The 18,079-nt window shown below is 33.4% G+C and carries 13 protein-coding genes and 1 pseudogene; 7 read left to right on the top strand and 7 right to left on the bottom strand.

Annotation, left to right across the window (positions count from 1 at the left end; genetic code table 11):
• Positions 1 to 27 precede the first annotated feature (27 nt).
• A complete protein-coding gene (locus AC012T_RS28695; RefSeq protein ID WP_487067686.1) occupies positions 28 to 2,070 on the bottom strand; it encodes an ARC6/PARC6 family protein in 2,043 nt (680 codons plus the stop codon).
• Between the two features lie 38 nt (positions 2,071 to 2,108).
• Between AC012T_RS28695 and AC012T_RS28690 the strand changes: the two genes are divergently transcribed.
• Positions 2,109 to 2,246: a hypothetical protein gene (locus AC012T_RS28690; protein WP_487067684.1), complete on the top strand. Its 138-nt coding sequence runs from the start codon at positions 2,109 to 2,111 to the stop codon at positions 2,244 to 2,246.
• 65 nt (positions 2,247 to 2,311) lie between these two features.
• Here the strand turns inward: AC012T_RS28690 and AC012T_RS28685 are convergent, their stop codons facing one another.
• Entirely contained in the window at positions 2,312 to 4,888 is a 2,577-nt protein-coding gene (locus AC012T_RS28685) for a hypothetical protein (RefSeq protein ID WP_487067682.1), read from the bottom strand.
• A gap of 421 nt (positions 4,889 to 5,309) precedes the next feature.
• Between AC012T_RS28685 and AC012T_RS28680 the strand changes: the two genes are divergently transcribed.
• Complete coding sequence (locus AC012T_RS28680) at positions 5,310 to 5,705, top strand: hypothetical protein (RefSeq protein WP_487067680.1); 396 nt, start codon at positions 5,310 to 5,312, stop codon at positions 5,703 to 5,705.
• A 162-nt stretch (positions 5,706 to 5,867) separates the two neighbouring features.
• A complete protein-coding gene (locus tag AC012T_RS28675) occupies positions 5,868 to 6,080 on the top strand; it encodes a hypothetical protein (RefSeq protein WP_487067678.1) in 213 nt (70 codons plus the stop codon).
• Between the two features lie 873 nt (positions 6,081 to 6,953).
• Here AC012T_RS28675 and AC012T_RS28670 read toward each other — a convergent pair.
• The 4 genes from AC012T_RS28670 to AC012T_RS28655 form a co-directional block, all read right to left on the bottom strand.
• The gene (locus tag AC012T_RS28670) at positions 6,954 to 8,615 is read right to left on the bottom strand and encodes a dynamin family protein (RefSeq protein ID WP_487067676.1); all 1,662 of its coding nucleotides are present in this window, start codon (positions 8,613 to 8,615) and stop codon (positions 6,954 to 6,956) included.
• Between the two features lie 186 nt (positions 8,616 to 8,801).
• Positions 8,802 to 10,955 carry a dynamin family protein gene (locus AC012T_RS28665; RefSeq protein WP_487067767.1) on the bottom strand — a complete coding sequence of 718 codons (2,154 nt, stop codon included), beginning with the start codon at positions 10,953 to 10,955 and terminating at the stop codon, positions 8,802 to 8,804.
• Between the two features lie 118 nt (positions 10,956 to 11,073).
• Positions 11,074 to 13,371 (bottom strand): dynamin family protein, encoded by a 2,298-nt coding sequence (locus AC012T_RS28660; RefSeq protein WP_487067765.1) that lies wholly within the window; start codon positions 13,369 to 13,371, stop codon positions 11,074 to 11,076.
• 86 nt (positions 13,372 to 13,457) lie between these two features.
• The gene (locus tag AC012T_RS28655; protein ID WP_487067763.1) at positions 13,458 to 13,607 is read right to left on the bottom strand and encodes a hypothetical protein; all 150 of its coding nucleotides are present in this window, start codon (positions 13,605 to 13,607) and stop codon (positions 13,458 to 13,460) included.
• A 72-nt stretch (positions 13,608 to 13,679) separates the two neighbouring features.
• Here AC012T_RS28655 and AC012T_RS28650 point away from each other — a divergent pair, with 72 nt between their 5' ends.
• Entirely contained in the window at positions 13,680 to 15,392 is a 1,713-nt protein-coding gene (locus tag AC012T_RS28650; RefSeq protein ID WP_487067761.1) for a hypothetical protein, read from the top strand.
• A gap of 82 nt (positions 15,393 to 15,474) precedes the next feature.
• On the top strand, positions 15,475 to 15,852 hold the full coding sequence (locus AC012T_RS28645) for a hypothetical protein (protein ID WP_487067759.1): 378 nt from the start codon (positions 15,475 to 15,477) through the stop codon (positions 15,850 to 15,852).
• A gap of 745 nt (positions 15,853 to 16,597) precedes the next feature.
• Here AC012T_RS28645 and AC012T_RS28640 read toward each other — a convergent pair.
• The gene (locus AC012T_RS28640) at positions 16,598 to 16,981 is read right to left on the bottom strand and encodes a DoxX family protein (protein WP_487067757.1); all 384 of its coding nucleotides are present in this window, start codon (positions 16,979 to 16,981) and stop codon (positions 16,598 to 16,600) included.
• A gap of 48 nt (positions 16,982 to 17,029) precedes the next feature.
• Between AC012T_RS28640 and AC012T_RS28635 the strand changes: the two are divergent.
• Positions 17,030 to 17,113: pseudogene (locus AC012T_RS28635) on the top strand (ABC transporter permease); the annotation flags it as partial.
• Between the two features lie 307 nt (positions 17,114 to 17,420).
• On the top strand, positions 17,421 to 17,981 hold the full coding sequence (locus AC012T_RS28630; protein WP_487067755.1) for a hypothetical protein: 561 nt from the start codon (positions 17,421 to 17,423) through the stop codon (positions 17,979 to 17,981).
• Positions 17,982 to 18,079: the final 98 nt, after the last annotated feature.

Raw genomic sequence — 18,079 nt, 5'->3', positions numbered from 1 at the left:
TGTTAAACATTGACAACAAAATTTTTCTTAATCCAGCTTAATGCACTTTCTATTAGATGTTTCACAAGGAATTTCAGAAATTTTCCAAATATTATTTTCTCTAATCAAGGTAAATCTGTAATCTTTAGAATAGGTCTCATCCCTCTCAAAAATATAGTTTTTGTATCGATAAACTTGTTCATATATTTTGACATCAATTTGTACCTGATTATCTACAGCAACAAAATGACTAAGAGGTATAAAACTTTGTTCTCCATATTGATAATAAATGTTATCTTTTTGGTTCGTATCAATTCTACCATTTGGCTTAGTTATATTCCTATAAAATTCGCCAGTTGTTATCTGATCTGCAAGTTTTGAATCGTAATATGGCCCAAAAATTCTTGGTTTAGCTTTTAAATATTCATTTATTGAACTAAGAATTTTTTTCTTAGTAATTTTCTCTCCATTATTGATAATTACATATTCTGGAACTGTTATGGCAGGATTATCATTGACAATAATACTAACTATTTTATCAACTTTAGTCTTACCATCGTCAACAATAATCCTAAGAGAATCTTTGCCAATTTCTTTACTTCTATAAATGACTCCATTAGGAGATGCAAGGGTATTATTTATTAGATTTATATTTCCCTTCAAAGTAACTTTTTGAGTGCCATTATCTGTAATAACTTCCGAAGGTAAACCTTCATTAACATCGGTTTTCACTGTGAGTTTATCTTTTAAAACTTCTAGAATTAGAGTAACATTTTTGTTATTAGGATCACTAACACTAATTCCCGTAATAGATAGGTCAGTATTTTGGTTAATTATTTGAGAATTACTAGGAACAGTAATGACAGAAGGAGGATTGAGAGGTTGAACTGTTATACTGACATTTTTGCTAATAGAAGTAGTATTTTGAGCATTGGGTGGCCAGATTAATCCTTTCGTTTCATTATTGATCTTGGCAGTAATGTTAAGAGAATCGTCACCACTAGAGTTTTGATTACCTTGATAGGTAATACCATTAGAATTAGCTAAAGTCGTATTGATTTTTGCAGTAGTACCTTTAAGTATTACGTTTTTAGTCTGATTATTAGTTATTTCTTGAACAGTTAATCCACCAGGTACATCAGATTTAACTTTAACTGTACCATTATTAACTTGGAGATTAACTGTAATTTTTTGATTTTCAGGAGCATTAATATTAATAGAAGTGATAGCTAACTCTTCATTTTCTTGAACAGTTTGAGCAGTGGGAACAATGATAGAGATATCGTTTTGGGTAGGAATAATATTAATATTGGTGGTAAAAGGTTGACTGATACCACCATCACCATCAGTAAGTTGAAACTCTACTGTGCGAGTGCCAATTATAGGATTTTCAGAGATATTTTTATAAGTAATATTACGGACTACATCCTGTACAATTTCTCGTGTAGATTTATCATTAAAAGTAATTACTAAAGGAGTTCCTTCTGTACCTCCTGTAAAGCTACCAATAACAATTCCATTAATATTAATTTCACCTAATTCTGGATCTTGATTACGAATACTAAGATTGTCAAAAGAAGTAGGATTTGCTGTAAATTTTACTGTTAGCTTACCTGTATCAAAATCAGGAGAAATTTGATCGGTTACATCGGCTAAATCAGCTACAAGAATACAATCTTTTTCTTGTAAACAATCTGGAACTTTTTTTCCTAATGAAATAGATTGTATGACAGTAGTTCCCTGTTGGTTATTTATTAATCCTATCAACCCTGTTCCTGTAATAATTAGTACAAAACCAACTCCAAAGGTAATTAACCAGCCATTTTCAGCTATTTTGATTGCTCGTTTTAATAATTTTGAAATTTGTTTAATCTCTGTATCTGAAGTATTTTGCAACCATCGTTTTACTACGAAATCAAGAGCATCCTGATTTGTTTTATTTTGCTTTAAAGCTTCGGGTAACGCTCCACAAATAATGTTTCGGTAGTATGTTTTCTTGTTTTTTTGATTCCAGGTAACAAGCAAAGCAATCAGTTGATCAGTAATAGAACTTTTCCAGGATTTATTATTACTTTGTTCTGAAATATTCATAAAAAATTCTCTCCTAAATAAATAAAGATTATTCAATTATGTCTATTGCATTAGCAAAAGAAATTAATGCTCTTATTGCTATCTGCTGTGCTGCTGCATTTTCATTTTTTACCCATTCATTCATTATCTTCTCTATAGAGGTTAGAGGTCGTTTATCGGGAGATTTCCAAATTTGATAACTACGTCCTTTAATGTCAATTTTTTCAATTTCAACTTCTCCTGTATTTCCTTTTTGATTAGCTCAATCTCTAAGGTATATTTCCGTTAAGATATTAATTAATTTATTAACATCATTATTGTCAAAATTAGTTACTAATTTTTGTAGTTGAGATTCAACTTTATCGAAATAGCGAAAGGTCAAATTTAAAATTGCTGAGATAGTAGCTTCACGCACAAAAGGATTTTCTTCTTGTTGAAGAATTTCTGCTAGATATTTTAAACCATCATTGACTTTTAATTTTGATTCTTGATTATATTCAAGTAATCCATAGCTTAATACTACAGTTTTTAATAAAGCATCACGTTGAGTAATCTGTTTTTCCAATTTAGATGCTTTGTTAATAGATTCTTTATACCATGAAGATAATAAAGATTGAACCTCGTTACTATTTTTAACATAAGCATGAGCTAAACTTAAAGCAACAGCGTGATGTAAACAATATTCTGGTTTTTGTGCAATTGTTTTTAACAAGTCTTGTGATCTTCTAAAATGCAATGAAACAATATTAAAAAGTGTATAATAACCAAAATAAAGGTGAACTAGAGGAAGTCTGCTTTGGGAGAATTCCTTTATCCAATCATCAAAATTATTAGAAATAGAAGGATACCGATTATAATCGTATATGGCTGCATAACTGACTGTCAGAGCTATTGTTGCTCCTATACAATCTTCGGTAAATTCTTCTGTTGTTTCTTCTCTAACTTGCTCTTTCCATTTCAATAAATTACGCCAAAACCCAATGTCAAACATAATTCTGGATGAAGCATACCGACAATCTGAAAATATTGTTAACTCAAAGATTTCTACTAGGTCAAGTAATTCCATCTTGATATTTCCTATATAGTAATCTTTTTGAGATTTATATTCACTTGTTTCAGTTTCCTCGTTAAAAGATGATTGCGAAAACCAATCTCGTATCTTTTTAAAGAAACGAATAGAATTGTTACTATTTTCTTGCTCTACACTTTCTTTCTCTGAACTTTTATTATCTTTTTTTTTGCTTATCCTGTCAGCTTTTCTCCTTTTCTTGAAGATTTTGTTGCTATTTTCTTGATTAATTTCTATTTGAACTTCTCTGTGTCGAGTTCTGCTATATAAATCTTGTAGTGTTCTGAATAATTTTTCCTCAGAACTGTCATACTCATACCATCTAGCGATCGCTCTTGCTGCGATATCCTGTAATTCAAGTTTTTTTTGTGCAGCTAAAGTTATTAAAGCACCTCTAACTGAAGTCTCTGCACTTGGAGAAATTAAACCAATATCACTAATTGTTTCACTAATAACATTGTGTAATTGCTGAACTCGTATTGCATCTCCATATAATTCCCATTCATTTTGACTATAAAAACTTTTTCTATCTACCGAATTTATTATAATATTGACCAAGACATCCAATGCAGCTATGATTTGTCTTCTTTGTTTTTCCCAAGCAATTTTAAACAATATTATACGATTTTCACGGGATATAATATTAACAGAACGGATGTCAACTTGATACGATTCTTTTTTAACAACTTTAAAATTAACAGACGGAGTTCGATATAAATTATTAGGAAAATACTTAAAATAATTGTCCTGCAATTTTTCTAAATCACCATAGTCTAGCGCTCGTAGAGATGGATCTCGTTTTTGCCAAACCTCTCGTACTACTTGATCTAAAGCAGCAAAGAGTTGATCCTCAAAAAGACCATTAAAAAAGCTTATTCCTATTGCCAAAAGCTGTTCACGAGAACTTAAAATATCATAGTATAACTTTCGAATAAATTCTTCATCCCCTTTGACAGTTTTAATTAGTTCCTTTATGTTAATTAGCTTGAGCGTATCTTGATTCTGTTCTTCTGATAACTGACCAACTCGCTCAACTTCCTTACGAAATAGTTCTATAAACCGTAGTAAATTTCTTGGTGTTTTTAAATTACTAACTAATAACCTTTTCTGTTGTTGATACTGCTCTTGTTTTAAACAAAGTTTTAATTCTCTTTCTAATTCATACCTGTTCAGTTGATTGTCAAACTCAGATATTAAAGCTTCAGTATCATAAATATTTTCTGGTTTTAGCTCAGGGAAAAAATACCTTCCATTTTCTCCTAAATTCCAGCTAGAAAAACTTACATCTGTAGTAGCTATAATGTAATGTTGACCTAATGAGTTACCTTTATTCAATTGATTCAGCCAATTAGAACCAATATCTTGAGGAGTAATATCCGTTAAAATAAATATGGCAGGGGACTCCCTTTTTTGGAGTTCCAGATTAATATCTACAAGACTTTGATTTAAGCTGCGTCTCCACTGTAGAATAGTGATATTTTTATCAATATCTTTAGCGAGAAGTAAAGCTAAATCTAAAGCCAATTCATTTTTGCTAGTCTCTAATTCTCCACCTAAAACTAATAGTCTTTTGTGTTTAAGAAAATCTAATAATCGACTATTTATTATGCTTGTATATTGAAACTGTGACTCTAAATATTTAAGACTTATTTCTTCAAAATTCTGTGTTGTTTGTATATTTAGATTCCCTTCAACATAAGTGGCATTATCTTTAACAGTTGCTTCTCGGTAGTCTCCACTACCCATCTGAATTATGCGTTCACTTTCCATATCTTACCTCAGCTTTTAACAATTGATTATCATAAAGGTTTAAGGTTCTACTGATCCCCTTATGGTAATTAACCATTTATTATGGTGAAACCTTTACAGGGCAAGGTTTATAGGATTTTGTGCCATTATTCCGAATAAAACCCTTACAGGACAAGGCTTGCAAGGATTTTAAACCGGATTTTGCATAAAGGGATCGGTAGACCCAGATTTAAATAGTCTAGAAAAACAACGTTTTTACCATAAGGGGTTGTATAAGTTTTAACAAAAATGTACTAACTTAGTAATGTATTGCTATATCTTACTTTGAGCTATAACTTATACATAATCTTTTTTACAAATCTTTGAAAAAAATCCTCTAGTATCATTTTTATTCTCCAAATGAATATTGCTATAATACCAGTGAGTACATAGATGTGAAATTATGACAAGTGAACGCATAATTCAGATGGGTAGTGGAGACTACCGAGAAGCAACTGTTAAAGATAATGCCACTTATGTTGAAGGTGATTACTATAATAATCCTGAGCAAAAGAAAAATTTAACAGAGATAGCTAAAGAAATAACTGATTTACTGAATTATTTTGAGCAAAATAACCCTTCTATCACTGACGCAAGGCAAGCAGTAAATGCTGCAAAGGAACGTCAACCGCAACTTAATAACTACAAAACCATTGAAGTAGCTATTAAAAATACACCTAGCTTACAACAAAGGTTAGAAGCAGCAGGAAAAGCTGCTTATATTGAAACTGTAAAAGTATTACTTCCACCTGTTGGTATTGCAATTGAGGCAATACAAGCTTGGAATAGTCCAGAATAATAGAGTTAACTTTGAGCGATCGCCATGCCAGTTTTTTCCCTCAAGAATTTAGGAGGAGCGATCGCTGCGCTCGTCGAAGGCATCGCTTCTACCAAATTCTTAAGGGAAAAATAGCGTAGTCAGTCGCAAACGTCGCTAACTTACTCAAATTATTTTCTTGACTTGAACACCTGCTTACTCAGTTGCATCACAATATCTTGGGGTAATGAATCTACTGGGGCATCAGTGGGCAAAGACTTAATAAAAGCTGTGGTTTCTTCACCAGTTTTATATTTTCTTTCGGTCCAAGCATTAGCGATCGCTCTGGCTATCTTATCAGCATCATCTTGGTTATTGTGGGCTGTGATGCACTGGATTGGATGTCATTACCAGTAAAGCTAATCCATGTCTGCCAAAGTTGTGTAACTGGGTGCTGAACGATGCCTGTAAATAGTTCATTATCCTCAACGATGGGTTTTTTCCGCCCAAATCCTTTAAACATGGCTTTCTTTGGTAAATGCTATTTTTATAATTCCCAAAATACGCACGAAACTTTTTCTTAGGGGAAATTTTTTCTACTAAGGGCGATCGCTTACTGCAATTATAAATCCCTAAACCTGCAATCAAGGCATTTACAAACCAGGATTAAATGCAACTATAATTTCTTTTGAACCAGAATTAATTGCAACCAACCTGCAATCATCCGTTTCGACCAGGATTATTTGCAAATAGACTCAACGCTTTGCCAGAACTGAGTCTTCAGTATTGACAGAGGTTTGTTAAAAAACTCATTTGAAAATTTGATAGATTAACTTTGAATTCTTTACCGAGTTTTTTAACTAGAAAACATACGGTTTACCGTTCTTTAAGGCTTATCGGTACGGCAGTAAAGAAAACGTAAATTATGTCAATCTCAAATATCGACAAAGTAGAGGAGTGAAATGAGCATCCATTCCGAAACTTACGCTAAGGATTTGATGACCTGTTTGTAACATCCTCTTTACCTACGAGAAACCTGTACCAATTGAAGTCTCTGAAATTTAGGAGCCTCAAACCACTGCTGTGCCGTATGAAATTGTTGTACCAAATAATCTTTGGGTTAATTGGTTCGTTGAGAATTGGCAAAAATATTGATTGACAGAATGCTTATCCAGTATGGGTTACAGCCTTAGCGTAACTTTTCGTTCGATTGCTCATTTCACCTCTTCTTACACCTTTTTCACTTTCTATCCTCATCAAATCATTGATTTGTCTCGGTTTTATGTTTATTCAGCAAGCCCTAAATAAAAGGTAGAGACAATTTTTACAAAATAAGAGAAAAAAAATAAATTGTTCTAACCAATTGAATATATATGTGTTAGTTTTGATTGTAAAGGATTCTATACTTTTAATTGCATTTAGGGAAGAATTTAAATCGTTTAAATAATAACGTTTTTGCATAACTGTAGATGATTCTGGTGGAATGGGGAAAACTATTAATGATTCAACATTTTTTTCATATTGATTGAGATATGCTAGAGTTTCTTTACTGAATTCATATAAATAGTTGTAAGCAGCACTTTTATAAGCTTGCCATTTTTTTCTTTCATATTCTTCATCTAATCTTTTTCTATTTTCCCCACCATTGAAAATATCACCAATACGTTGACTAACATTCCTTTCTTGACGCTGAGGTAGGGATATATAAGGGCAACTAGGTAATGATAAGTTTATTTTGCTAGGTCTGTCTGCATAAAACTCTTCACAAGAATAATTAGCCCACTCTTCAATTGATCGAATATAACTAATAATAGTTGCTTGAAATTTACTATCTTGCCAATTATTAAACACCCCTGTTTCTAAAGCTTGTGCTGCCCTATCTTGATAACTACCTAAAAGGTTATTTAATGATAACCAATTTCGATAAGCCTCTACTCTCCTATTGAATTCTCCCCTCAGATATGATTCTCTCTGCTTTCCTTTTTCAATAGCAATATTTCTGATATATTCATCATCTGTAAGTTCCTTAATTAAATTATTTGCTTTGTTTTCTAAAATAGGCTTAACTTGACTTGCTATAGCAATCACCCGAACTAATCTAGTTTGATTACTTTTTTTTATTTGAATAGAGATTATAGTGAATAAAACTGATTCAAAGGTTATGATACCACTTGTAATAATTTTCCAAATGTTTCGTTTTTGCTGTGCTTTAATAGCAGGAAGTGCATCAACACGGTACAGTTTTTTTGAACCTTGAGGTAAATCTGATGGGAAACTCTGTACAGTTGAATTAACCTCATTATACACTTCATTTTTATCATTTTTATTTTCTAATTCATTCATCCGATTCAGGACAAAAATAATCATTTTAATCCCTCTATTCAATAACCACTTATCAAGTGTTTCCTTTTCTCCTTTTGTAAAAGGTTGTCTAGCATTTAGTATTTGAATGATTAAATCTACTTGTAACAATTTATCACGTACTAAGCTATCTTGTTCTTCACTATCATTAGTTCCAGGTAAGTCAAAAAGTTCTACTCCATTTTTTAGCAATTCATGGGGATATAAAACTTCTACAGAAATTACATCTTCTCTACGTTTTCCTTTACGATTCAAGACAGCAAATTCTTTAAGAATTTCCGTATCATTACTTCTAATTACTTTACCTGATGTTAAGGTAATAATAGTTGTTAAGCTTGTTCCATATTTAACACTAATCACTGTTCCAGTAGTTCTAATCATTTTGGTTGGCATAATTTCTCTACCTAATAAGGCATTAATTAGAGTAGATTTACCAAAATTAAAGGGAGCAACTACAGCTATTCCAAAGTGAGGATTAACTAATTGTTGGCAGACTAATTCCACGTCTTTTGCCAGTTGCTGATGTTCTTTTTCGTTGAGAAATTGACAGGTGTGTTTGAGGGATTTTGAAATTGTTATAGAGGATTGCATTTTGAACAAAAGTCGGAATACAATAAGATTTTAAATAAAACAAGGAACAAATAAATCTTAGAAACTTAGATTCGATAGCAACTACTTTATAGGTTTCATTTATAATGAAATTATGGGAAAGTGTAGTCCGCTAAAGAATAGATAGTTTAGCAAACTACGCCTAAAAAAGTAAGTACATTAAAATGGTTAACTTCTTTGAGATTGATCTAAAGCTATCTTATTATATCTGTCTTCTATTGTTTTATATTGAGTAGAAATGTTATCTACTAAGGTTTGCAAACGTTTTTTCTCAGCTTCGGTGTCAACTGAAGTTGTTCTTTTCTTTTCTAACAGATTATCAAGAGATTTTTCTAGAGATTCAACGTCTTCTCTCATTAATTTAGCTGAATTTTCACAAGGACTAAATAATTCTCTCACTTGCTCTTTAAGAGTCTCAACCTTATCTTTTTCAAGTAATTGCTTAAATGCTTCTTTGACTTCTGCTTGCATTTTTTCCTGAAACTTTTGAACTTCTCCGCGTCTTTGCCACCAAGCAAAACCTCCTCCTCCGAGAACAACACTAGCACCTAATAAAGCCCATCCTACAGGAGTTAAAGCTAAACCAGCACCAATTAGCCCTATATGTGTGCCGAAGTAAATATTTGATAGCACAACTGTTCCTGCGGCTGCAGTTGCTGTACCGAATGTCCCACCAGTTGCGCTCAAGATCATTTTTACTGTTGCACCTCCTCCAACCGTACTTAATGATAATTTTTCTGATGAACTATTTTGACCAATTGATAACCCTGTCTGGTTCCCAATATTGAAATTTCCTTTATTAAGAATTTCTCTAATCTTATCTCTTTGTTGATTGTAGTCATTAGTTTCTTTGACAAATGAATCTCTTAAAGTATTGGAAGCATCTGAGACTATACCTTTGCTGATTTTATGCCAGTTCTCCAGCTTTTCTTGCCGATATTCTGTTAATTTATTCTCTAAACATTTGGTGTATTCTTCACGCTGGTTATCTTTAAGACCAGAGACTGAAGGCATTTCAAAATCTTTGTCAAAGTTAATGACTAATTCAGAAAAATATCCTTTATATTCTCCTGCTACTTTTTCAATACAATAATCTCTTTTGTTTGTTATATTCTCCTCTAAAATCTGAATATTTTTTTTCATGAGAGCGATACAAGGCTTAGTTTTTTCAATTTTTTCTTCCAAAGTTTTTACATTATCTTCAAGTACAAGTAATCTTTCATAAATTTTTGACGCTACCTCAATTACGACAATTTTTGCGATGTCAACAGTTTGCAATAATTCTGTTATTAATCGCTCATGAATTAAAAAGTCACTAAGTCTTTTTTGAAATTCTTTTAGTCCAGTACCGTCAAGAGATTTTCCTTGCTTTAAATTTTCTAAGGCTGTTTTAGCATAAACATCAAATACTGTATTTCCCCACATTTTTGCTGCTTCATCTTCATTTATATCTAAACAGCCACAGAATTTTTGAACAAATTCTTCATGGATTTCTTCTGTGTCATCTTTTCCAACATTTTCCCATTTATTAATCAAGTAAAAAATTGGTCTGACTTGCTTTATATCTCTGTTTTTTGAGGGTATGCTTTCACTTTGTGTTAATTGTGGTTGGTTTTCACTATCCTCAATCTCTTTCTTGATTCCCAGTAACCTCTTTAGGTAATCTTCTTCTTGCTGAGTAAATGCTTGATCTGCGGCTAAAACAAAAAGAATAGCGTGAGATTGCTGAATGTACGAAAATGTTTTTTGATTTTCTTCTTCTGTATGATTTAATCCTGCTGTATCAATAAATTCTACTCCTCTCAATAAAACTTCAATCGGACAATAAAATTCAGCATAGTCTAGAGGATTTAACCAGCCTCCCACTGACTTAAATACATTCTTGATTTGATTTTTTACCTCTTTTGAGTTCAGCGTGTATTTATTTTTATATTGTTCAAAATTCAATCTTTCTTCTTTCCCATCTTTTTTGTAAACTATTACTTCTTCCTGTTCACCATATTTAATAAAAGTAGGAATTGCAGTAGTAGCAGTTATTCCCATAGGTAGTAAACTTTGTTCAAAAAAAGCATTAAGAATCGTACTCTTCCCACGATTAAAATCTCCAATAATTAAGAAGCGAAATTTACCATTTTTTAATCTTTCAATTTCTTTATCTAAATTTTTTATGAAAGCAGATAATGCTAATTCTCCTGATGCTCCTGTCTTTGTTGCGTTTTGTTCAGATTGAGCAATTATTTCAGCCATTTCCTCAAGTTTTTTAGCAAACCAAGGACGTACTTTTGTTCCTTCTAAGTTAAATGCAGTATTTTGATCATGCATGGTAGTAAACCTCATTATTGATTGATTAATTATTTACTTTCATATTTAGAAAGCATGGACTTTTAATTGTATATAGTACAAAATAGTAAAATAGATTGATAGGAGAAAAAATTTAGAGTCAGTCAAATATATTTACTATTTCATTATATTTAGCCTCAATTATCTCCACTTGAACAGAAATATTATCTTGTAAGGCTTGTAAATGCTTTATCTTTGCTTCATTAGAAACATCAGTGGGTTCATGCAAAATTGATCTATAATTGGATTTTGAAGCAATTTGAGATTTAACGATTTCTGCTATTTGAACAGCTTGTGATAATTTAGTTTTTAATACTTCATTACTCATCAAAAAATCATCAAGTCGTTTTTGCAATTCCTTAACTCCAGTTCCGTCAATTGATTTCCCTTCCTTTAAATTTTCTAAGGCTGTTTTAGCATAAACATCAAATACTGTATCTCCCCACATTTTTTCTGCTTCATCTTCATTTATATTTAAACAATTACAGAATGTTTCGACAAAAGTTTCATGGATTTCTTTTATTTCATCTTTTCCAATATTTTCCCATTTATTAATCAAGTAAAAAATTGGTCTGACTGGCTTTGTACTTATACTTATGTTTTTTGAAAACGTGCTTTCACCTTGTGTTAATTGTGGCTGGTTTTCATTATCCTCAATCTCTTGCCTGATTCCAAGTAAACTTTCTAGGTAATCTTTTTCTTGCTTAGTAAATGCTTTATCTGCCGATAAAACAAAAAGAATAGCATCAGATTGTTGAATGTAGGAAAATGTTTTTTTATTTTCTTCTTCTGTAATATTTAATCCTGCTGTATCAATAAATTCTATTCCTCTTGATAAAACTTCAATCGGACAATAAAGTTCAGCATAGTCTAGAGGATTTAGCCAGCCTCCCACTGACTTAAATACATTCTTGATTTGATTTTTTACTTCTTTTGAGTTGAGCGTGTATTTATTTTTATATTGTTCAAAGTTCAATCGTTCTTCTTTGCTATCTTTTTTGTAAACTATCACCTCTTCCTGTTCACCATATTTAATAAAAGTAGGAATTGCAGTAGTAGCAGTTGCTCCCATAGGTAGTAAACTTTGTTCAAAAAAAGCATTAAGAATCGTACTCTTTCCACTGTTAAAATCTCCAATAATCAAGAATCTAAATTGATTATCTATATCTAGTAGGTTTTTTCTTGATTCTTTTAATGTATCGACAAGAGATTTATAATCAGCGATACATTCCTGCTGTTCAAATTCAATAATGGTTTTAGCTATTTTTTCTAATCGTTCAGCAAACCAACAATAAATTTTAGTTGTTTCTAAATCAACCTTGGAGTTGCGTTCTGAAGCTAATGCTTTATTGCGTTTTATTTCGTGGAGGTCACGTTCTAAAGATATTGTAGACTTTTCAAGTTCGTAATAGTTGACTTTTTTAGGGTTATTTTGAGCTAGAAAATCATAAATTTCACTGACCTGAAGGGATAAAAATTCTAATTCTTGCTCATTTTCTAGGTCAAATTGTTGTAAATTAGGGCGAGTTTCAAAACGATACAAATGATAAAAAGAACTTAACAACCCAATGGCTTTTGCTAAATACTTACTGACAGTATCTTGCAAATTTAGACTGTATTCACCCATTTCCCTAGAAATATTAATATCAAGACTCTTCCCATTTCCGATAGGAAGTTCAAAAGGGAAAAACCTTAAATCTAGGGTTGTATAACTACCCTCTTGATATGGAAATAAATTCCAAGATGTAATATGAGGGTGAATTCTTTGAACGTACTGTTGAGGTGAATGAACCCCTTGAATTGTTCCATGTACTAGGATAGTAGGAATATCAGAAAGTAAACTATAGATATAATTTATATCCCGATCTGTTTGATATAAAGGTCGTTTAAAGTAACCATCCTGCTTAGATGCTAGATTGTCCCAACTATAAGAGCGATTAAAAGCGGTACGAAAATCGACATACCCTCCTGAGTCATTTATGTTTTTAGGTTTAGTATTATCCCAAAAAGGAGATACTAAAATGATTGGCAAATCTGTCTCTTTATGCAACCCATTTAGAACATTGTAAGTTTCTTCTATCCCATCAAAAAAAGGACTATTTGCATCTTCTCTAGCTAAATCGGTAAAAACTTTTTTTGTAGAAATAGAAAAACTTAACTTTAAGTGTTCAAGGATTTGTTGTTCATATATCTTATTGTTAGAATCTATAAAAGATTTAGTTATGTTCTGTTCGTATTGCTGTTTTAGTTCCTCTTTTCGAAGGCGATGTGCTTGGGGTTGTGTGTAATTGTAGTCAATAATTTTTCCTATGACACTACTTACTGCAATACCAACAGGAGACACCAAATATCCTAGTTCCATATGCTTATCAATTTGATTGCTAGAATGTTGCTCCAAGGGAGTTATACAAAATCTGAGTCTCGAATACTACTTCATAGTAGCGAAAAAAACACGATTATCATGGTGTATAATATTAACTATTATTAATAATCTGTATTTTGTAACTGGAGTTTAGAGGATGTTTGAAAAGTTTTGAGGAGACAAAATTTATACCAAGTACATTCTGACTCTCGATAACGATAATCGCCCATGCCGTTGGAGTTAAATTCTTGTACATTCTCGCATACGGTCATGGATACACAACCATTTCCAATCTTTTTTACCTCCAACTGAACCCAGAATTTTTGATATGGAGTCTTTTTACCATGAACGATCCTTATTTAGAGAATTTGGAGAATATAGTTTCTATTTTTGGTCAACCTGATGAATATTCAGATGGAATATTAGGTGAGCCTGACCAGTTATCAGATAATTGCACTGATTTATCTTCACTGATTTCAGGCGATCTCGATCACCCAGAATATGATTTATATACTAGGGAGGATGTTTATGGAGATCAGTCATTGCACTCTCTTAGCGATAACTGGGATGATAGTGTTCAATATGGTGTTGACTTAGATTCGGATAATTATTTCCCTGACTTTACCAATGGTACACAAATAAGCAATGAACAAAGTTGGGACTATAGTGTTCAATATGGTATTTACTTAGATGGATTGATTGAACAGACAAACCAAGTAAATCCTGATCATATTGAGAATGAAGTAGAGAAAATAAATGAGCAATTTGACTTGCAAGGTACATTGATAGAATCGATTGCCGATCCGCAAGATGGTTCAACCTGCGCTCTAGAAGTGTTAGAAAACAAGGTTCAGATGAATCATCCAAATATAGGAAATTCTTTCTCTGATAATCCCATTTTTCAGGAGAAATACCTCAAAGCGTTAAAAGAGAATATGGACGAGAATGGGCAGACGAATTGGCATTATGCTGTCTGTGATGTTCTTAAAGACTTGGATACTCCATCCCAGTGGTATAACTATAAACTTCAGGATATTAAAGAAGCGCTTACTAAGCATCATGAAGTCACGATTGTTGGCGACCCATATTATCTGGATTCACATTTTTATCCTAATCATGGCTTTCACGGTATTAACCTCACTGAGGTTGTAGTTGATGAACATGGAGAAGTGCAATATTTCAAAGGAATTGATCCAAACTTTGGGTATCAGAAACAAGTTTGGACTCCGCAGCAGATAGAAAGTATGTGTATACATACCCCTGATGGTGTAACTTCAAACCTAGTACTTGTATCTGAGAATCCATCAAAATTTCTAAGCAATTTTTCTCCTAATTTCATTAATGATGATGATTCCACTGCTGAGTCGCTCCAATTGTCTCAAAATCCTGTTACGGAGATTTTTAATCCAGGAAAGATACCAGGTGATCAAAGAGTTTTAGTAGATATGGTAGAGCCATATAAGAGTGATCATAGTTTGAATGGAAAGATACCTTTTAGTAGTTTAAGAGATTATCCAGACCAAATAGTTCAGAGAGTTGAAGCTATTTTTGGTGACAAAAGTGCTTTTATTGAGGGATCTCATAGTCAGTATGTAATGGATATTCCTGAAGGTGTTGCTTCATCTGACTTTACTGAAATTAAAGTGACGTATAGTTTTGAGGGAAAATCCTGTGATGTAATAATTCCTATTACTTCTAAGGAAAATGAGCAAGCATTAGATACTTCTTACCAGGTAAAACCTGTAGAAGTTTCCCAACCAATTTCTACTGCGAATCTCGACTGGCTCACAATTCACGATAGATGGCTTATTATTTGCAGCGTGTCCAATTTTGCCGGTGCCTTTGCTGGCTTCCAAAAAAATAATAGAATTGCTAGTTTAGAAAATATGGTAAACACGGCTTTAAAAAATCCTAACGTTCATATAGACGGAATTAATAAAGTGAGCAACGATCGCAATATTAAAGCGGACAGGGATTATCGTGAAACCCACGTCAATGATCAAGGTACTTACGTTGAAGGAGATTGGGACAATAACCCAGAAGATCCAAAAAAATAATAGAATTGCAATTGCTAGTTTAGGAAGTATGGTAAATACGGCTTTAAAAAGTCCTAACGTTCATGTAAACGGAGTTAGTCAAGTGAGCAACGATCGCAATATTAAAGCGGACAGGGATTATCGTGAAACCCACGTCAATGATCAAGGTACTTACGTTGAAGGAGATTACTACAATAACCCAGAACAAAAACAAAACCTTGCCGAAGCTGCCGCAGAGATTCAGGCATTACTTGAGCAGTTAGATAAAACCTATCCTACTGATACGACTACGGGTAAAATGGTATTGGCTACTGAGGCGATCGCACGAATTGAAAACAACCCTAATTTAACAGCACGGATACTCAGTGCGTTGAAGGTAGGTAGTGTTAAAGCATTCGAGCAATTTCTCAGCCACCCTGCTGCTAGTTTTGTCATGGGTGCATTGGAAGATTGGCAAAAAAACAAAGGAAGTGAATCGTAGTGTGGGTAGATCGGGATAGAATTCTTTACCGAGTTTTTTAACTCGAAAACAAACGATTTTAGGTTCTCTAAGTCTTACTAGTGTGGCAGTTAAGAAAACGTTCGTTTCTTTTACTTTTATAGTTGCAGATAATTCTGGCTCAAACCGATGATTGCAGGTTGGTTGCATTTAATCCTGGCTGAAGCAGAATTATAGTTGCATTTAATCCTGGTTTGAAAATCCCTTGATTGCAGGTTTGACTGATTAGGTATCGAGCCGAGATATGAGTAATAACCTGCAAGATGGTCTGAAAACTCCTGTCCTATATAGGTTTCAGCAATTATCAAGTAAAATTGACAGGAGAGTGTAAATCTTGGGTATGTATCGCTACAAAAACCGAAGTATTTATTAAATTTGTTTACAGTTTTTATGGCTGTGACGATGAGCGGCTTTGAAAGCCCATTGGCTGAAACTCTTGTAAACACTGGCTTAGAGACGGCAATATGAGCATTCTACCAAACAGTTGTTGTAATTCTCTTTGGTAGGCGAAAAGCAATTATGGGGTCAAAATGCCAGTGCATTCATGCACAAATTCTATTTAGACAACAAAAAGCCTATAACGTAGATATAGCAATGGTTTCCATTCCAGACCATCTTGCAGGTTTTTACTCGTATCTTGGCTTCACATCATTAGTATTGCAGGTTGCTACATCTAGCCTACAAGATATTAAATTCATCAAAAAACTGTATCATACACTACTACTTTTTAGCGTTCGCTTTGATCTAAACTGAGAGAACCAGATCCATAAGTAAGGACTAGGAGCAGTCCACCGATAATCGACAAGTTTTTGAAAAAATTATTGAATTGACTAGGATCAGCAAAAGGATTATGAAAAACAATGGTAGCGGGAATCAGAAAAATGATGAGTAGAATCGCGCCAATTTCCGCTTTGTAGCCGAGAATAATGGACAATCCACCTAAAATTTGAAATGCAATTGTAAAAACTAGTAGCACTCCTACTATTGGTAGTCCAGCTTTAGCCATAGACTCACTTGTCTGAGAGAAATTCAACACTTTGTTCAAGCCAGTGTAAATAAAAATCACGGCTAAAAATGAACGAGCAACCAAAGGAATGTATTTTTTTAACACGATAGATATTTTCAGATTCAGTTAGTGAGATGGGGTTACGGGTGCAAAATGCCAAGATATTTAAAAGTACTCAGACTATTTTGGAGTGCAGCGATAACTGCTGAAATGGAGTATCGCATAAATTTCCTCATTGTCGGTTTCTGGGGATTTATCTTTGGTTAATCCCACAATCCGCGTTAATTTCCGTGCCTCCTGCTGAGTTTCACCTAATTGCATAAGTTCAATTTCTAAATTAGAATCATAACCCGACGCTGCTAATTGGGCATATTCGGTGTCTGTCATGTTCAGGTTATGAATCATTAGTTTCCCTTAAGAATGGAGAGCGATCGCACAGTGAGATTATAAATGTGGATCAGTCAAAGCGCCCTAACGATTGCGCTAAATTCTTAGGGGAAATTTACCATTCAGTTTACAATATTCGATATCAACTACAGATATCATGACTGCCAACAAGACCCCACCCAGTGAAATGATTCGCGTACCTACTGTACTAATCCCTATAGTACGCAATTTAGCCAAGATTCACCGCAACGGTCACACAACGGCGTTATTACAAGCATTACAGGAATTGATTTCACAGTTTGATAGCAGCATGGAACTGGAAGCAACCACCGAATTACAGCAGGTGGAGGAGAAACTGGGGGAACTGGAAACACACCTTTGTCAACAAGATCAACTGGTGGCTACTAAACTGGAAGTTCTTAGTAAACAGTTAGAGAAAATAGAACGGGCGTTTGCTTCTGGTAAATATAGTGGTGGTAACTCTAGACCCCGGCGTTCAGGATATGCCTATCAGTATCAACAACCACCTGTAGAAATAGAATCATTTGCCCAAGAGAATTTGGCGCAGAGATTGGGGGTTACTGCCCAAAGCTTACTTACAGAACGGGAAACCAAGAGCGAACAGGAATTTATCAGTTGGTCGAGAAATCGTGACCCAAGTGGGTTGGGGTGGAAATTTCAGCCTCAAGACGGATTATATTATCCGGTGAGGCGGTAGGAAGCCCATTTTCCACTAAAGGTTGGGGTATTAAACCCTTTCATTTACTGTCATATCGTTCATTCCGTGAAATCCTTAAATCAGTTAAATCAGTGATA

The sequence above is a fragment of the Anabaena sp. EIM26 genome (assembly GCF_057568715.1).
The sequence above is the reverse complement of the archived record's forward strand: the minus strand, read 5'-3'. Positions and strand labels throughout refer to the sequence as shown.

Excerpts from the sequence above, each read along its gene's own strand:
- AC012T_RS28695 (WP_487067686.1), bottom strand. The coding sequence starts at position 2,070 with ATGAATATTTCAGAACAAAGTAATAATAAATCCTGGAAAAGTTCTATT.
- AC012T_RS28690 (WP_487067684.1), top strand. The coding sequence starts at position 2,109 with ATGTCTATTGCATTAGCAAAAGAAATTAATGCTCTTATTGCTATCTGC.
- AC012T_RS28685 (WP_487067682.1), bottom strand. The coding sequence starts at position 4,888 with ATGGAAAGTGAACGCATAATTCAGATGGGTAGTGGAGACTACCGAGAA.
- AC012T_RS28680 (WP_487067680.1), top strand. The coding sequence starts at position 5,310 with ATGACAAGTGAACGCATAATTCAGATGGGTAGTGGAGACTACCGAGAA.
- AC012T_RS28670 (WP_487067676.1), bottom strand. The coding sequence starts at position 8,615 with ATGCAATCCTCTATAACAATTTCAAAATCCCTCAAACACACCTGTCAA.
- AC012T_RS28665 (WP_487067767.1), bottom strand. The coding sequence starts at position 10,955 with ATGCATGATCAAAATACTGCATTTAACTTAGAAGGAACAAAAGTACGT.
- AC012T_RS28655 (WP_487067763.1), bottom strand. The coding sequence starts at position 13,607 with ATGACCGTATGCGAGAATGTACAAGAATTTAACTCCAACGGCATGGGC.
- AC012T_RS28650 (WP_487067761.1), top strand. The coding sequence starts at position 13,680 with ATGAACGATCCTTATTTAGAGAATTTGGAGAATATAGTTTCTATTTTT.
- AC012T_RS28630 (WP_487067755.1), top strand. The coding sequence starts at position 17,421 with ATGACTGCCAACAAGACCCCACCCAGTGAAATGATTCGCGTACCTACT.